The 16337-nt window shown below is 43.5% G+C and carries 14 protein-coding genes; 13 read left to right on the top strand and 1 reads right to left on the bottom strand.

The features are described from left to right. Positions 1–4 precede the first annotated feature (4 nt). From BV375_RS26935 to BV375_RS26955, 5 genes are all read left to right on the top strand, one after another. The gene (locus BV375_RS26935) at positions 5–412 is read left to right on the top strand and encodes an anti-sigma factor antagonist (RefSeq protein ID WP_243714066.1); all 408 of its coding nucleotides are present in this window, start codon (positions 5–7) and stop codon (positions 410–412) included. Between the two features lie 91 nt (positions 413–503). Then, positions 504–2699, top strand: a complete 2196-nt coding sequence (gene glgX, locus BV375_RS26940) for a glycogen debranching protein GlgX (protein WP_243714067.1) — start codon at positions 504–506, stop codon at positions 2697–2699. A 76-nt stretch (positions 2700–2775) separates the two neighbouring features. Further along, on the top strand, positions 2776–3099 hold the full coding sequence (locus tag BV375_RS26945) for an anti-sigma factor antagonist (RefSeq protein ID WP_086766188.1): 324 nt from the start codon (positions 2776–2778) through the stop codon (positions 3097–3099). A 142-nt stretch (positions 3100–3241) separates the two neighbouring features. Then, complete coding sequence (locus BV375_RS26950) at positions 3242–4720, top strand: GAF domain-containing SpoIIE family protein phosphatase (protein ID WP_086766190.1); 1479 nt, start codon at positions 3242–3244, stop codon at positions 4718–4720. 70 nt (positions 4721–4790) lie between these two features. After that, complete coding sequence (locus BV375_RS26955) at positions 4791–5222, top strand: ATP-binding protein (protein ID WP_086766192.1); 432 nt, start codon at positions 4791–4793, stop codon at positions 5220–5222. A 74-nt stretch (positions 5223–5296) separates the two neighbouring features. Here the strand turns inward: BV375_RS26955 and BV375_RS26960 are convergent, their stop codons facing one another. After that, the gene (locus BV375_RS26960; protein ID WP_086766194.1) at positions 5297–5689 is read right to left on the bottom strand and encodes a DUF4188 domain-containing protein; all 393 of its coding nucleotides are present in this window, start codon (positions 5687–5689) and stop codon (positions 5297–5299) included. Positions 5690–5825: 136 nt separating this feature from the next. Here BV375_RS26960 and BV375_RS26965 point away from each other — a divergent pair, with 136 nt between their 5' ends. From BV375_RS26965 to BV375_RS27000, 8 genes are all read left to right on the top strand, one after another. Further along, positions 5826–6368: a PadR family transcriptional regulator gene (locus BV375_RS26965; protein WP_086766195.1), complete on the top strand. Its 543-nt coding sequence runs from the start codon at positions 5826–5828 to the stop codon at positions 6366–6368. 138 nt (positions 6369–6506) lie between these two features. Further along, on the top strand, positions 6507–7004 hold the full coding sequence (locus tag BV375_RS26970) for an anthrone oxygenase family protein (protein ID WP_086766320.1): 498 nt from the start codon (positions 6507–6509) through the stop codon (positions 7002–7004). A gap of 210 nt (positions 7005–7214) precedes the next feature. Then, positions 7215–8645: a folate/biopterin family MFS transporter gene (locus BV375_RS26975; protein ID WP_086766197.1), complete on the top strand. Its 1431-nt coding sequence runs from the start codon at positions 7215–7217 to the stop codon at positions 8643–8645. Between the two features lie 190 nt (positions 8646–8835). Beyond that, on the top strand, positions 8836–10332 hold the full coding sequence (locus BV375_RS26980; RefSeq protein ID WP_086766199.1) for a carotenoid oxygenase family protein: 1497 nt from the start codon (positions 8836–8838) through the stop codon (positions 10330–10332). A gap of 254 nt (positions 10333–10586) precedes the next feature. After that, positions 10587–11876: a Glu/Leu/Phe/Val dehydrogenase gene (locus BV375_RS26985; RefSeq protein ID WP_086766201.1), complete on the top strand. Its 1290-nt coding sequence runs from the start codon at positions 10587–10589 to the stop codon at positions 11874–11876. Positions 11877–12070: 194 nt separating this feature from the next. After that, positions 12071–14113, top strand: a complete 2043-nt coding sequence (locus BV375_RS26990; protein WP_086766322.1) for a bifunctional serine/threonine-protein kinase/formylglycine-generating enzyme family protein — start codon at positions 12071–12073, stop codon at positions 14111–14113. Positions 14114–14219: 106 nt separating this feature from the next. Then, a complete protein-coding gene (locus BV375_RS26995) occupies positions 14220–14885 on the top strand; it encodes a hypothetical protein (RefSeq protein WP_086766203.1) in 666 nt (221 codons plus the stop codon). 5 nt (positions 14886–14890) lie between these two features. Beyond that, positions 14891–16228 carry a four-carbon acid sugar kinase family protein gene (locus BV375_RS27000; RefSeq protein WP_086766205.1) on the top strand — a complete coding sequence of 446 codons (1338 nt, stop codon included), beginning with the start codon at positions 14891–14893 and terminating at the stop codon, positions 16226–16228. The last annotated feature ends 109 nt before the right edge of the window (positions 16229–16337 follow it).

Here is a 16337-nt window from a genome sequence, read left to right on the forward strand (position 1 = left end):
AATTATGGAGATCATGATCAAGACACTGCAAGTAACTGCAATCAGCACTGCAAACGGCGATGCAGCTTCAGCAGTACACGAAGAAGTGACCGTGGTGGAACTCGATGGCGATGTAGATGGCAAAACTGCACCTGAAGTGCAAGCGCAAGTATTACCTTTAGTTCAACCAAAGAGTAAATTACTGCTGGATTTGACAAAGGTGCCTTATATGTCTAGTGCTGGATTACGCACATTGCTATTGCTACATCGGCAGTTTGCTGGTCAAGATGGACAACTAGTGCTAGTAGGAGTTGCTCCAGAAATTCAAGATACGATGTCGATTACTGGGTTTCTCAACTTTTTCACCCTTAGCGAAACCATAGAATCGGGGTTAGAAGCTCTCCAGGTCAAGGTTCACGCTCTACCTGCTTAATCAAGCAAAAAAGAGGGAAGTAAAGTGAAAACTTAACTCCCTCTTTCCAGGTTCAACGCGTCTAAAAGTTATTTGTCATCACAAAGAACAAATGACAAAAGACAAAATTTTAGATGCGATCGCTCTTTCTCCCTACTCCTGTTGTCTTAACACTCACTACCAAAGAACAATGGAGCGCATCGACGTTAATCCCACTCATACCTACGGCGACTTTAAGCTACGTCGAGGTAAACCTTTCCCGTTTGGAGCCACACTAGTTCCAGGCGGGGTGAATTTTTCTATATTTTCCAGTCACGCCAAATCCTGTTCTTTAGTGCTGTTTAAGAAACATCAGCCCGAACCTTTGGCAGAAATTCCTTTTCCCGAAGAGTTTCGGATTGGGAATGTTTTTTGCATGGTGGTTTTTGACCTGGATTACGAAGAAATCGAATACGGCTATCGCATGGATGGCCCATTCGACCCGAAGGCCGGCCACTGGTTTGACAAGAGCAAAATTCTCTTAGATCCCTACGCCAAGATTATTGGCGGACGCGATGTTTGGGGAGTAACGCCAGATTGGAGTGACATCTACCATCATCGTGCCCGGATTGCCTTCGATGACTTTGACTGGGAATCAGAGCGTCCGCTGGAACTGCCTCCAGAAGACTTGATTATTTACGAAATGCATGTCCGCAGCTTTACCCGCCATCCATCTTCTGGGGTGAAGCATCCAGGAACCTTTGCGGCGATTCGGGAGAAAATTCCCTACCTCAAAGAGTTAGGTGTGAACTGCATCGAACTCATGCCTGTATACGAGTTCGATGAGTTTGAAAATTCTCGTCCCAATCCTCAAACAGGTGAAACGCTACTGAACTATTGGGGCTATAGTACTGTTGGTTTCTTCGCGCCCAAGGCGGGGTATGCAGCCACAGGTAAGTTCGGTATGCAGGTCGATGAGTTGAAAGCATTGGTCAAAGACCTCCATGCCAATGGAATTGAAGTCATCTTAGATGTGGTCTTCAACCACACTGCGGAAGGTAATGAGAATGGTCCGGTGATTTCCTTCCGGGGTATTGACAATAAGACATACTACATGCTTACCCCGGAGGGTTACTATTACAACTTTAGTGGTTGTGGTAACACACTCAATTGTAATAATCCGATTGTGCGTAATATTGTGCTCGACTGTCTGCGCTATTGGGCAGCAGAGTATCACATCGACGGCTTCCGCTTTGACTTGGCATCAATTCTTGGACGTGACCCTTGGGGCGCACCACTAGCAAATCCACCTCTGTTGGAAACCCTGGCCTTTGACCCAATTCTGGCTAGATGTAAACTGATTGCCGAAGCTTGGGATGCTGGCGGTTTATACCAAGTAGGCTCCTTCCCGGCTTTTGGTCGCTGGGCAGAGTGGAATGGTAAGTACCGCGATGGTATTCGCAAGTTCCTTAAAGGCGAACCTGGGCGAGTCGGAGATATGGCGCAAAGGCTGCAAGGTTCACCAGATTTGTATGCTTGGGCGGGACGTGCACCTGCGACTTCGATTAATTTCATCACGGCCCATGATGGGTTTACCTTAGCTGACTTAGTTTCCTATAACGGCAAACATAACGAAGCTAACGGGGAAAACAACAACGACGGCACCAACGATAACGATAGTTGGAACTGTGGAGCAGAAGGCTGGACAGAGGATGCAGGTATCAATGCCTTGCGTCAACGCCAAATGAAAAATGCGATCGCCATGTTGCTGGTAAGCCAAGGCGTACCAATGATTCTCATGGGTGATGAAGTTGGCAGAAGTCAGCGAGGTAATAACAATACCTACTGTCACGACAACGATCTCAGCTGGTTGGATTGGAATTTATTGGAGTCAAACTCTGACCTATTCAACTTTGCCAAGCACTGTATCGCTTTCCGAAATGCACATCCTGTATTAAGAAACCATTGGCATTTCCAAAATCGAGACTACGTTGGTAGCGGCTATGCTGATATTACCTGGCACGGTACTAAAGCCTGGAATGCAGACTGGTCTGACTCTAGCCGGACTTTAGCCTTTATGCTTTGTGGCAAACACGCTAAAGGTGGCACAGTCAACGATAACTACATTTACGTTGCCATGAACATGCACTGGGAAGCTCACTGGTTTGAACTTCCTCAGCCACCAGCGGGTCTGAAGTGGCATGTGTTTGCGAATACTGGCGCGAACCCAGCAGAAGCTAGCTGGGAACCTGGTAAAGAACCTTTACTAAACACTCAACAAGGAATTTTACTAGGCGATCGCTCAATAGTTATTCTAGTAGGCAAATAAATTTTTGTTTTTCGTCAGTAACCAATACTGAAAGAGCAATCAAAAACCAAATCTCACAAAAAAGGAGAATAAAATTATGGCTTTTAGTGCAACTCTTGAAATTCTAGGCGATACCGCTAAAATTACCTTGACTGGCGAACTAGATGCGAGTTCTGCGCCCATTTTTAGAGTAGAAGTGGAGAATGCAGCTAAAGCCGGAGTTAAGCGTCTGGTATTGTTCATCCAAGACCTAGAATATATCGCCAGTGCCGGGCTACGAGTGCTGATTTTCGCTAAGCAAAAGATGGGTTCTGATGCTGATATTTATGTAGTTGGTGGACAGGAACAAGTGATAGACACCCTTGAGAAAACAGGTTTCAGCCAAAGCGTGATTTTACAGGATGAGTACGAAGTTGCCTAATTCCTAGTAATGGAAGGTTAAGAATTAAGTATGAAGGAAGTATGAAGGCTAAAATTGTTTAGCCTTTAGCTTTTCTTATATTTAAGCGCTTATTCCAGGCAAATAGAGAACGACTCCTATTATCTACCGCGACGAAAAATATATGGATACTCACAAACCATTAAGGGAACAACCGTATTATCAAGAACTGGAGTCGTTGCGCCAAGAAGTGGCTGCACTCAGAAATGCACAAGCTGCTTTTGAGGCTCAAAGAGAACTGCTAGCAAAGGTAGTAGCAATGGCACGTTCTCCAGAACAGGAGGAAGTGCTAAAAATTACCTTAGAGGAAGCATTACACGTCTGTTGCAAACTCACGGGAGCCGAAACAGGCAGTTTATTTTTACTAGATAGTCAAGGAGTAGTTACTGATAGTATTCTCACCCAAAAGGCTACAGCAGAAGAGGCCCGCTCTCGTTTAATTGGTAGCGTTTTAGACAAAGGTCTAGCAGGTTGGGTGAATCGTGAGCGAAATATTGGATTGATTGCCGATACGATTAACGATGACCGCTGGTTGCAGTTCCCTAATCAGCCTTACACTGTGCGCTCTGCATTAGCTGTCCCGATTCTCAAGGAAGAAGTTTTGCTAGGCATTCTCACCTTGCTACATAGTGAACCTAATCGCTTTAGCTGGGAAGTAGCGAATTTAATGCAAAAAACGGCTAATGAGATAGCGCTAGTTCTAGAAAACGCCGAGCTATATGGGAAATTAGAAGAATCTTACCACTTTCTAGATCAAGCCAAACAAGAGATTGAAGCTTATTCAAAAGCACTTGACTATGAATTAGAAAAAGGTAGACAGATTCAGAAAGATTTTCTCCCAGAAGATTTACCAAAACTTCCTAATTGGGAGATCGCAGCTTCCTTTTATCCGGCTCGCCAAGTTGCAGGCGATTTTTATGACTCTTTTATGCTTCCTGGTGGTTATGTAGGGCTAGTCATTGCAGATGTTTGTGATAAAGGTGTGGGCGCAGCACTGTTTATGGCTTTATTCCGCAGTCTGATTCGTATTTTCTCTGGGCAGAGTCTTTTGTGTAGTTTAGCAATTGTTGGCGACGATCAAGTGCTGGCAGGCTTGAACGATCTGGATCTGAACAATCACGAAGAACAGATTCACGCCCTGAAAGCTGTGGGACTGATCAATAACTATATTGCTCAACAGCACGCTCAGATGAGCATGTTTGCGACCTTGTTTTTTGGAGTATTAGATCCCGCTACTGGTATCATCGACTACGTTAATGGTGGACATGAACCATTGTTTGTGATCAGTCCAGAAGGTGTGAAAGCAACTCTCAAGCCGACAGGACCAGCAGTGGGAATGATGCCGAATATGAAATTTAAAGTTCAGCAGGTACAACTCGAGCCAGGCGACATCTTGATTGGCTATACAGATGGTGTTACAGAAGCCCGTGCTCCAGATAACAAGTTGTACACTACCGAGCGACTTCTTTCGCTTTTTCAACCGCCACCAGCGTCGGCTAGTCAACTTCTAGAGTGGATCAAGACCAACTTGTTTGCCTATATGGATAACGCTCCTCAGTTTGACGATATTACTATGCTGGCTGTACAGCGATTAGCGAATTAATGACTCAGGAATTCACTAATTCCCATTCATTTTTTAGTAAAAATTATTACTTGCATCAATGAGATAGTTTATGGAACCTTTAACGGTCGCTGGAACGCTCGACTCTTTGAGCGAGATTGCAAAATACGTCATGGCAGCAGCAGCAGCAGCAGGCTTGGACAAAAAAACTTCTTACAGACTTAGGCTGGCAGTAGACGAAATTGCAACCAACATCATTGTACATGGTTATGAGGAAGCTGGGCGCGAGGGCATAGTAGTTTGTCAAGCTACACTTGCAGATGAGTCTTTAACAATTACCCTTGAGGACACAGGCGAACACTACGATCCTACAAAGCAAGCCCTTCCTGATGATATGGATTTGCCCTTAGAGCAGCGCCAGATTGGTGGACTAGGTGTTTACCTGACTATTCAAGGTGTTGACAGGTTTACCTATGAAAGAGTGGGAGAACGCAATCGCAATATATTCGTTGTGAATCGAATTCCTTCTACTGCGTCTAAATAATTTTCATCAAAAATATCCCATTGCTCTTTTTGGGTTGACCTTTCATCCTTTGCTGCGATCGCTTGAGAAATCTTTTATCTTGCTAAATTCGCGTAAAGCTTTGCCATTCCCTGGGGTTCATGGCTGTACTTACCGCTGTGCAACGGATGATACGTCTCGTTATACAAACAGAGACTATTGGGATTTTTCATCACAAACTGCATCATCCGCCGATGGGGTTCACCTCGGAAGAACTGTTTAAGATCTTGTTCGGAACGCCAGTAACTCACCATGATTACTTCGTTGATTCCACAAATACCAGCTTTCGCTTGCACACAGCCTTGAGCTTGAGTAGTTGCATTATTGATCCACAGCAGATTTTTCCACATCCAGAAAAACCCCAGGCGATCACGTGCTAAAAAGCCATTGACAAAGACAACCGCTTCTGGGTGTTCCGGCAGATCGATTTGGTAAACAGAATAATTCATGACTGTTGCCCTCTTCAAGTTCTCTAGTGGGTAATATTGCTTTATCTAGCTACATAATCAATAATTAGATTATTCACTTAATTGAATATAATATTTAGTTTATATTCAATTAAGTGAATATGTCAACTTATAACCTATGTCTCTTACCTATGCCATTCTGTCAGTCTTGATCGATGCCCCCAGCAGCGGCTATGACCTTGCCAAGCGCTTCAATCCTTCGGTAGAAGGGTCGGTTGGTTTTTTCTGGAGTGCCAGCTTTCAACAGATTTACCGAGAACTGAACCGCTTGGAAGAAAAGGAGTGGCTGCAAGCCGAATCTGTGCAGCAAGAGAATCGACCCGACAAACGAATTTATGCAGTGACAGCATTAGGTAAACAGCAGTTGTGTCAGTGGATTGCTGAGTCGGAGGAGATGGCACCAATTAAGGATGATTTGCTAGTGAAACTTTATGCTGGGCATCTGGTGTCTGACCGGATGATACTGGCAAAGCTGGAAGCGCATCGTCAGCAACATCAGCAGCGATTAGCGATTTATCAAGAAATTCAGAGTCAGCACTTCCAGAATCCGCAGGCGTTGACAACAACCTTAAAGTTTCAATACATGACGTTGTTGCGGGGAATTCACTACGAAACAGGCTGGTTGGCTTGGTGCGATCAAATCATGCCGTTGCTGAAATGAGTGCATTAATAATGGTTAGATTGCTGAATTCGGGATTTCTCAGAAAAATATCTTGTTCGGTGAAAGGCTGATTAAGGTTAAAAATGCAATGACACAATGCGCTCACAAGTTCTTGGGCAGTCATTTACAGGAGGCTCTATGGCAACTATTAACCATTTTTTCTTATTGAAGCTTTTCTCGGCCTTAGGCTGCGGACTGATAGCTGGAGTCTTCTTTGCATTCTCGTCCTTCGTGATGAATGCCCTTGCCCGACTTGAGCCGAAGCAGGGCATTACCGCTATGCAATCTATCAATATCACGGTAATCAATCCATTATTCATGGCAGCATTCTTGGGAACGGCTGTGGCTTGCGTCCTTCTTTTAGTCTCATCACTGTTAAAGTGGTATCAACGCGATGCTACCTACTTGCTTGTCGGCAGCCTGCTGTATCTCGTCGGCACATTAGGTGTAACAATTGTATTTAATGTATCGCTGAACGATGCGCTGGCAAAGGTCGATCCGGGCAGCACTGACGGTGCGAATCTGTGGGTCAGCTACCTTGCTAACTGGACGCTCTGGAATCATGTTCGGACAGTAGCGGCACTTTTAGCAGCAGCTGCATTCTCAATTGCGCTCTGTAATCGAGCAGTGCAATAAAAATGTTGTATATCAGTCAAGCTTTTTCGCGATCGCTTAAATTCTGAAGTTGCAAAATTTACTAAGCATACCTGCCATCTATTCTGAAAACTCAAAAGGTTTTATTCAGTAATTTTTAATCATCAAAAAGCGATCGCTCCGCTTTCTATCTCCTCCTTGCAGAAATGGATATGATAGAAAAGTAGATAAAACTTAAAAAATATTTATCAAATGCTGATTCACTCCTCTGGCTTGTCCAAGGTCAAAGACTCAGTAAAAGAAAAAATTTTCTTCGGTCATGAACCTAATGCCGAGTTAATTGCAATTCTTACCGTCTACTTTGTCCAAGGCATCTTAGGGTTGGCGCGTCTAGCTGTCAGCTTTTTTCTAAAAGATGAACTGCTGCTGAGTCCGACGCAGGTATCAGCGCTATTAGGTATAGTCGCCTTACCCTGGATTATTAAGCCAGTATTTGGCTTTATCTCCGATGGCTTGCCCATATTTGGTTATCGCAGGCGTCCATACCTAATTTTATCGGGAATATTAGGGACTATTTCCTGGATAAGTCTTGCAACAATAGTTCATACTACCTGGGCAGCTACAAGTGCGATCGCACTGGGGTCACTCTCAGTTGCAGTCAGTGATGTGATCGTTGACTCCCTAGTAGTCGAACGGGCAAGAGTAGAATCCCAAGCAGATGCAGGTTCATTACAATCTATTTGCTGGGCTGCTTCCGCATTTGGGGGTTTGATCACAGCTTATTTGAGCGGATGGCTCCTAGAACATTTTTCCACACATACTGTATTTGGGATTACCGCGGTTTTTCCCCTGTTAGTTTCATCTGTAGCTTGGTTAATTGCCGAGTCTCCTGTTAATCAAGATACTCAAGATCCGCATCAAAACAACTTTGTAAGTGTCAAGCATCAACTGGGACAACTCCGCCAAGCCGTTACCCAAAAAGCAATCTGGCTACCCACAGCATTTGTTTTCATTTGGCAAGCTACCCCAACAGCTGACTCAGCTTTTTTCTTCTTCACTACTAACGAATTGCACTTTGCACCAGAATTTTTGGGACGGGTGCGCCTAGTAACGAATCTGGCTTCATTAGTTGGCATTTGGATTTTCCAGCGTTACCTCAAAACCTTACCTTTTCGCGTCATCTTTGGTTGGAGTACGGTGCTTTCCGCAGCTTTAGGGATGACGATGCTATTACTGGTGACTCACACCAATCGGTCTTTAGGTATAGATGACCACTGGTTTAGTTTGGGTGATAGCTTAATTCTAACTGTGATGGGGCAAATAGCCTATATGCCAGTACTGGTGCTAGCAGCCAGAATCTGCCCTCCGGGAGTGGAAGCGACATTATTTGCTTTGTTAATGTCGGTATCTAACTTAGCAGGAATGGTTTCTTATGAATTTGGTGCAGTCATCATGCATTGGCTAGGAATCACTGAAAGTAATTTTGAATTGCTTTGGTTACTGGTGATAATTACTAACCTCAGCACACTGTTACCGCTGCCATTTCTGAGCTGGTTACCAGCAGCTGAAGAACAAACTCAGATTTCATCATTGCAACCAGCTTCAGCAAATATTAACGAGCCTTTTCTGCCTGAGTTGATATCTGAAGTTGAGGCTACGAGAACTCAAATCCAAAGTCGTTAACAAGAAATTATTTTGCCCAAAGACTCAAAGACGAAGAGTCTTCGCCACATAAATATTGAGCGGTTGAGGCTGACACGGGAACGCGGTGAAATTTAATTTATTACTCTCCAGGTCGGTCTACAACCATCATTAATAGTTTGGCAGGCTACTTTTGTGTCTTTGCGCGAGGTAACAAAAGGGTATAAAGCATATGCAAAGTTCAAAAATTCGAGAAAACGCAATTTTAGAAAAATCATACAGTCGCACTGACTGGCAAGGAGGATATGAATCTCTATATCAAGAGTTTGATTATTGGATTGATGATATAGAAGGACAAATTCCCTTAGAACTACAAGGTACATTATTTAGAAACGGCCCTGGTTTATTGGATATCAATGGTCAACGCATTCATCACCCCTTTGATGGCGATGGCATGATTAGCCGCATCAGCTTTGTTAATGGTCGTGCCCATTTCCGCAATCGCTTTGTCCGTACTGAAGGCTATGTAGAAGAACAAAAAGCCGGAAAAATCCTCTATCGCGGTGTGTTTGGGACGCAAAAACCTGGTGGTTGGTTAGCGAATCTCTTCGACTTCAAAATCAAAAATATTGCCAACACCAACGTCATCTACTGGGGTAGTAAACTGTTGGCACTGTGGGAAGCTGCTGAACCCCATCGCCTTGACCCTTACACCTTAGAAACCTTAGGCAAAGAATATTTTAATGGTGTTTTGTCCACAGGTGAAGCTTTTAGTGCCCACCCCCGCCTTGATCCCAGTTGCAACCAAGATAATGGCGCACCTTGCTTGGTCAATTTTTCTATTCAGCCGGGACTATCCACCAAAATTACGATTTTTGAGCTAAATCCAGCAGGTGAAATTATCAGAAAACACGCTCATAGCGTGCCTGGTTTCTGCTTCATCCACGATTTTGTCATTACTCCTAATTACTGCATCTTCTTTCAAAATCCTGTCACCTTCAATCCCATACCTTTAGCTTTGGGAATCCGTGCAGCCGGGGAATGTATCAAATTCAACCCAAATCAACCAACTCGAATTATAGTTATTCCTCGCAACCCCAACGCTGGGAAAGCAGATGTCAAAATTCTGGAAACTCAATCTGGTTTCGTCTTTCACCACATTAATGCTTTTGAAGTGGGAGATGAAATTGTGATTGACTCGATTTGCTACGAATCTTTACCAGAAGTCGAAGCCGAAAGTGATTTTCGCCAAGTTGATTTTGAGGCCATTGCACCTGGACAACTCTGGCGATTTGCTCTTCAACTTCAGAATGGCACAGTTCAAAAGAACTTAATTGAAAGCCGTTGTTGTGAGTTTCCTAGCATTCATCCAAATAACGTGGGACGCCCATATCGTTATTTATATATAGGTGCGGCTCATGCTGAAACGGGGAATGCTCCCTTACAAGCACTGCTAAAAATGGATTTAGACTCTGGAGAGCGGCAACTTTGGAGTGCTGCACCTCATGGTTTTATGGGTGAGCCGATTTTTGTTCCTCGCCCAGGGTCAGAAAAGGAAGATGACGGCTGGGTGTTGGCTTTGGTCTATGATGCTGCCCATCATCGCTCAGATTTGGTGATTTTGGATGCCACTGATTTAAATAAAGGTCCAGTAGCAAGGCTACATCTCAAGCATCATATACCCTACGGTCTACATGGTAACTTCACTTCTGAGGTATTTATCCGTTAATTTCTTAGAGTAGGGTAGGCAATACGCTACTAAATTTGACTGAACCAGCAGACTCTAAGCAATTAAAAACCAATATAGCGATCGCCACTCTACAAATGAACACAGAATATCTGTGTTCATTTTTTATATGATGCACAAAACTCAAATAAAATTGTAACAAAAACTACAAAAATCCTAAATTTCTTTGGTAGAAAGGATAAGCTAGGCATATATGTATCCGGTTCGCAAAGATACCGCGATTAGGAGTAAATTTTATGATTGCAACACCTATAATGCCGCTGGAGCCTGCTAGTCCAGCGCATATTTGTCCTTTCGATCAAGCCTGTAGCTACTTAGAAGCGGCGGCTAAAGAATTAAAACTAGATCAAGGAATTTTAGAAATACTCAGCCACCCACGCAAAGTTGTTACAGTTTCCATTCCCGTAAAAATGGATAATGGAGAAATACGTGTATTGGCAGGGCATCGGGTGCAACACTCCGATATTTTAGGCCCCTACAAAGGTGGAACTCGTTACCATCCGGCTGTGACACTACGGGAAGTCTCCGCCCTGGCAATGCTGATGACTTGGAAATGTGCGCTGTTAGGTATTCCCTACGGTGGTGCAAAGGGCGGTATTGCTATAGATCCAAAGTATTACAGTGTCAGTGAACTAGAACGAATTACGCGGCGTTACACCAGCGAATTAATTAAAGATATTGGCCCATCAGTAGATATACCCGCTCCAGATGTAGGTACTTCCGCCCGTGAGATGGCGTGGATGATGGACACGTATTCCATGAATGTTGGTCATGCTGTACCAGGAGTTGTAACTGGTAAACCTATTTCCGTTGGTGGTTCCAGAGGGCGAGAAATGGCAACTGGACGTGGGACAATGATTATTGTCCGTGAAGCCTTAGCCGATGAAGGGAAATCCTTGGTGGGTGTGCGAGTAGCAATTCAAGGTTTCGGAAATGTGGGTATGTCCGCAGCAGAATTGCTATATGAAGCAGGAGCAATTATTATCGCTGTCTCTACAAGTTCTGGGGGAATATATTCGGAAACTGGTTTAGATATTCCCGCTTTGAAAGCCTACGTCGCTAAAAATCATCGGAGTGTTTTAGGTTTCCCTGGCACAGTAGCAATTAGCAATGCAGATTTACTAACTTTACCTTGCGATGTCCTCATTCCAGCAGCTTTGGAAAACCAAATCACTGAAGAGAATGTGAATCAGGTACAAGCGCATATTGTTGCAGAAGCAGCTAACGGGCCAGTGACTCTAGAAGCCAACCAAGCACTAGAAGCGCGGGGTGTAATAGTGCTACCAGATATTTTGGCGAATGCTGGGGGTGTTGTAGTTAGTTATTTGGAATGGGTACAAGGACTTTCGTATTTGTTCTGGGATGAAGAACGCGTTAATCGGGAAATGGAACATTTGATGGTGCACGCTTACCGTCAAGTGATTGAACATTCCAAAGCTCGGCAAATTACTCTGCGTTTAGCAGCTTATACCCTAGGGGTGGGTAGAGTTGCCCAAGCACTTAGCGATCGCGGTCTTTATCCATAATTTTATTCATAGCAATTAATTTGAGAGGCGGATAATTTATCTGCCTCTTTTTGTTTGGCGATCGCTTAATTAGCAGGTAATAAATCCACCAGTTACTTAGCGATTAGCTCACCAATGTCTTAAGTTGACTTGCCCTATTCAATCATTGACAATTACACTAAAATTCATCAGGTTTGTGGGAGTTGACAGTCATCTTGAATACACTGGCTGGACGCTACAAAATCATTCGGCAATTAGGCGGCGGTGGTTTTGCTGTAACATTTCTGGCTAGGGATAATTTGCAACCTAGCAAACCTTTATGTGTAGTCAAGCAACTGCGTCCTAACCAGTCCCATCCTCGGGTTGTGGAATTTTTTGAAAAAGAAGCCGCTATTCTGGAAAAGCTGGGTAAACATCCCCAAATTCCCCATTTACTGGCACATTTTAGCGAAAACGAAATTCTTTACATAGTGCAGGAATTTATCGAAGGGCAAGACCTGAGTCAAGAAATCATTCCTGGTAGGCGGCTGAGTGAGGATTATGCAACCAAGTTGTTGCAAGATGTTCTAGAAGTTTTGTCTTTCATACATAGTAAAGGAGTGATTCACCGCGATATTAAGCCCCAAAATCTGATGCGACGACATGAGGATGGTCAGATATTCCTGATTGATTTTGGCGCGGTGAAAGAACTTGGTTCTTTAACTGTGAATTCTCAAGGCGAAGTCTATTCCAGCGTCGTCATCGGTACTTCCGGCTATATGGCGTCGGAGCAAAAAAATGGTAGACCTTGTTTGGGTAGTGATGTCTATGCTTTAGGGATGACGGTAATTCAAGCTTTGACAGGCGTTTTACCCTCTAATTTGCAAGAAGACCCATTGACAGGTGAAATCATCTGGCGCAATCAAGTACAAGTAAGCGATCGCCTGGCTGAGGTGTTAACTCAAATGGTGCGCCGTCACTTTAGTTTGCGCTATTCCCAAGCAGCTGAGGCATTGCAAGCTTTAACAGTACCGCCAACAATTCTTCTTAATCCGTCTGTCGAGCAAGTATACCGTCAAGAAGCTAGAAATCGCGCACAACAAGGTCTGGGTAATTTTTCGGTTTTCGCTTTGAAAATACTAGAATCTAAGCGGATTGAGTTGGGGTTATCTGAGGATGAAGCTAGGGAAATTCATGAACAAGTTCTCAAACCCTATCGCGAGTATCAGCAGAAATTACAGGAGTATGAACAGGTATTAATTGATGCAGTTAAGCAACATTATCCCTTTAATGAGACGACTCAAAAAGATTTGCAAGACTATCAGCGCCATTTAGGATTACGAGATGAAGATATCGCGGCGATAGAATCACGGGTAGTTCCCCAACAACCACAGTATAGGACAATGGAAATTCAAACTGAGCTTTTTGAGTTTGAGTTCGCCACCCTAACTGTCAAATCTGGAATTTTGGAGGCAACAAAAACCTGGGAAATTAACCGCATTCGGGGACGAACCAAGTTTTTCACAGAAAACCTGGGTAATAATGGCATAGTTTTAGAAATGGTTGCAATTCCTGGCGGAGAATTTCTGATGGGTTCCTCAAGGGATGAACCAGAACGATATAACTCTGAAAGTCCACAACATACAGTCACGATTCAACCCTTTTTCATGGGAAAATACCTGGTTACTCAGAGTCAATGGAAAGCTATTGCTGCTCTTGAGAAGGTAAATATTCAATTAAATCCCGAAACCTCTCATTTTAAAGGGGCTAATCGACCTGTTGAACAAGTTTCTTGGGATGATGCGGTGGAGTTTTGTGCCCGACTTGCTCAAGAGACGGGAAAACCCTATCGCTTGCCAACTGAGGCAGAATGGGAATACGCCTGTCGCGCGGGAACGACTACCCCGTTTTATTTTGGCGAAACAATTACAACTGATTTAGCTAATTACAACGGGAAATACGCATACGGTTCTGGGCCAAAGGGTGAATATCGTGGGCAGACAACTGATGTCGGGATATTTCCCGCCAACCCCTTTGGTTTATTTGATATGCATGGTAATACATGGGAATGGTGCCAAGATAGCTGGCACAAAAATTATAACGGAGCGCCAGCAGATGGAAGTGTTTGGATCAGTGATAATCATACTCATCTGCTACGTGGTGGTTCATGGAATATCAACCCCTGGAATTGTCGTTCAGCGGTACGCAACTGTAACGCACGAGACAATAAATACATCAATGTTGGTTTTCGAGTTGTGTTGGGTGAGTTGAGCAATTAGTAAGAATACACTATTTCTGAATGTCAGACATAGACAACCATCGCTTCCACACCAAACCCGATTACAATAAATACGCAACTCGCACTTCCTTAAGGAGTATCCAGCAGTGCAGCCGGACTTATTAGGTTTGGAAATTAGTAAAGGAGAATTAAGGCGTTTAACTGGATTCGATCCAGAGGACGTTTTTCGACCCTCTATTATGGCAGACCGCGAGAAGCGATTAGGATTTTTGATCAACGAAGGATTGGTAGCCTTAGCGCTAACACCGATAATTGTTGGTGGTATTTACGCTTTTATTATTCTGCCAATAATTGGTTCTTCAATTAAATTAGGAATCATTTTACTAATTCTAGTGCCAATTGCTGTGATAGTTGGGCGATCGCTATGGCGGCGGTTCACCTGTCCTCAAGGGTTAACAATTCTTTTAGATGAAGTTGATAAATATCATTCTGTAATCAACGCTATAGATATTAACGACCAATTAGCAACATCTGGAAATGCTCAAAGCAGTATCAATGACCGAGATAAAGTTATCGCTGCTTTACAACTAATCAGAGAAGATTTAGTTCGAGCTTTGAAAACCGAACGAATTTTACGGGATAATAAAAAACTGCTTGCTAATAATCAAGAGTTATTTGTCAATAATTTAGCCAATCTCCAAGCCCTGCAACTTAGTAGTCAGGCAGGTGAATACGCCCAATTCCTCAATCAATCATTGCAGATTGCCCTCGATGTGCAAGCGGAAATCAGCAAATTACAGTCGCCACGTTGATTTAAATGACCAACAAACCGAAAATTATTGTCCTGGATGACGATCCTACGGGTTCTCAAACAGTCCACAGCTGTTTGCTGCTGATGCACTGGGATGTGGAAACTTTACGAGTCGGTCTGCGAGATAATTCACCAATTTTCTTTATTCTGACAAATACACGCGCTTTACCACCAGAATCAGCTGCATCTGTTACTAAAGAAGTCTGTCGTAACCTAAAAATTGCTCTAAATGCTGAAGGTATTACAGATTTTCTTGTTGTTAGTCGTTCGGATTCGACTTTAAGAGGACATTATCCGATTGAAACCGATGCGATCGCTCAAGAACTCGGGCCATTTGATGCTCATTTTCTCGTCCCAGCGTTTTTTGAAGGCGGACGCATCACCCGCGACAGCGTACATTATTTATTTATTGATGGTGTCCCTACCCCAGTGCATGAAACTGAATTTGCTCGTGATTCAGTGTTCAGCTACCATCACAGTTATTTGCCCAAGTATGTAGAAGAAAAAACCCAAGGACAAATCCCGGCTGAATCTGTTGCCAGATTTTTGCTCGATGATATTCGTGCTGGTACTCTAGAACGATTACTACAACTGAGTGGTAATCAATGCGTTGTTGTCGATGGTGAAACTCAAGCCGATCTTAATGCCTTTGCAGTAGATGTTTTAACAGCAGCAAGTCAAGGGAAACGCTTTTTATTCCGCAGTGCTGCTAGTATTTTAACGGCTTTGGCAGCCTTACCTCCCCAACCGATTGCTCCAGAAAACATGGCAGAGTATGTACGTGGTGGTAAACCAGGTGCTGTGATTGTTGGTTCCCACGTTAAAAAGACAACTCAACAGTTAGAAGCACTGTTGCAAGAAGTGGGAACGGTAGGAATTGAAGTAAATGTTGCCCTACTACTTAACGATCCAGCGAATCAATCTGCTACACTGCTAACCGAGATCCTGGAAAGTACAAAAGCGGCACATGACGCTGGTAAAACACCAGTCGTTTATACAAGCCGTCAAGAACTTACTTTTAAGGACGTTAATACACGCTTAGAGTTTGGCATCAAGGTTTCCAGTTTATTAATGGATATTGTGCGAGGTTTACCATCTGATATAGGATTCTTAATTAGCAAAGGCGGCATTACCTCTAACGATGTCCTCAGTACTGGACTGGCCTTAACTTCAGCCCGTTTACTTGGTCAAATTTTAGCTGGTTGTTCGATGGTTTTGACAGCTTCTGACCATCCTCAGTTTTCTAAGTTGCCAGTAGTATTATTTCCTGGTAATGTTGGCGATGCTGATGCTTTGGCAATCGTTTATCACAGGTTGACAAAAACAGTTTCCCGTTCTGAGTGAAGATTTTATTCATGTCTGATATACTCAGCGCTTTATGGTGTAAGGATGTTGTTGCATGATGCAAATAATCCAATATTGATAATTGCTCTGATTGTTCCTTGTTTTTTGG

Source organism: Nostoc sp. 106C, assembly GCF_002154725.1.
GTDB lineage: Bacteria > Cyanobacteriota > Cyanobacteriia > Cyanobacteriales > Nostocaceae > Aulosira.

Bases quoted from the DNA above. Each gene is read 5' to 3' on its own strand.
- BV375_RS26965 (WP_086766195.1), top strand. From the start codon at position 5,826: ATGTCTCTTACCTATGCCATTCTGTCAGTCTTGATCGATGCCCCCAGC.
- BV375_RS26950 (WP_086766190.1), top strand. From the start codon at position 3,242: ATGGATACTCACAAACCATTAAGGGAACAACCGTATTATCAAGAACTG.
- BV375_RS26955 (WP_086766192.1), top strand. From the start codon at position 4,791: ATGGAACCTTTAACGGTCGCTGGAACGCTCGACTCTTTGAGCGAGATT.
- BV375_RS27000 (WP_086766205.1), top strand. From the start codon at position 14,891: ATGACCAACAAACCGAAAATTATTGTCCTGGATGACGATCCTACGGGT.
- BV375_RS26960 (WP_086766194.1), bottom strand. From the start codon at position 5,689: ATGAATTATTCTGTTTACCAAATCGATCTGCCGGAACACCCAGAAGCG.
- BV375_RS26985 (WP_086766201.1), top strand. From the start codon at position 10,587: ATGATTGCAACACCTATAATGCCGCTGGAGCCTGCTAGTCCAGCGCAT.
- BV375_RS26945 (WP_086766188.1), top strand. From the start codon at position 2,776: ATGGCTTTTAGTGCAACTCTTGAAATTCTAGGCGATACCGCTAAAATT.
- BV375_RS26935 (WP_243714066.1), top strand. From the start codon at position 5: ATGGAGATCATGATCAAGACACTGCAAGTAACTGCAATCAGCACTGCA.
- BV375_RS26975 (WP_086766197.1), top strand. From the start codon at position 7,215: ATGCTGATTCACTCCTCTGGCTTGTCCAAGGTCAAAGACTCAGTAAAA.
- BV375_RS26970 (WP_086766320.1), top strand. From the start codon at position 6,507: ATGGCAACTATTAACCATTTTTTCTTATTGAAGCTTTTCTCGGCCTTA.
- BV375_RS26980 (WP_086766199.1), top strand. From the start codon at position 8,836: ATGCAAAGTTCAAAAATTCGAGAAAACGCAATTTTAGAAAAATCATAC.
- glgX (WP_243714067.1), top strand. From the start codon at position 504: ATGACAAAAGACAAAATTTTAGATGCGATCGCTCTTTCTCCCTACTCC.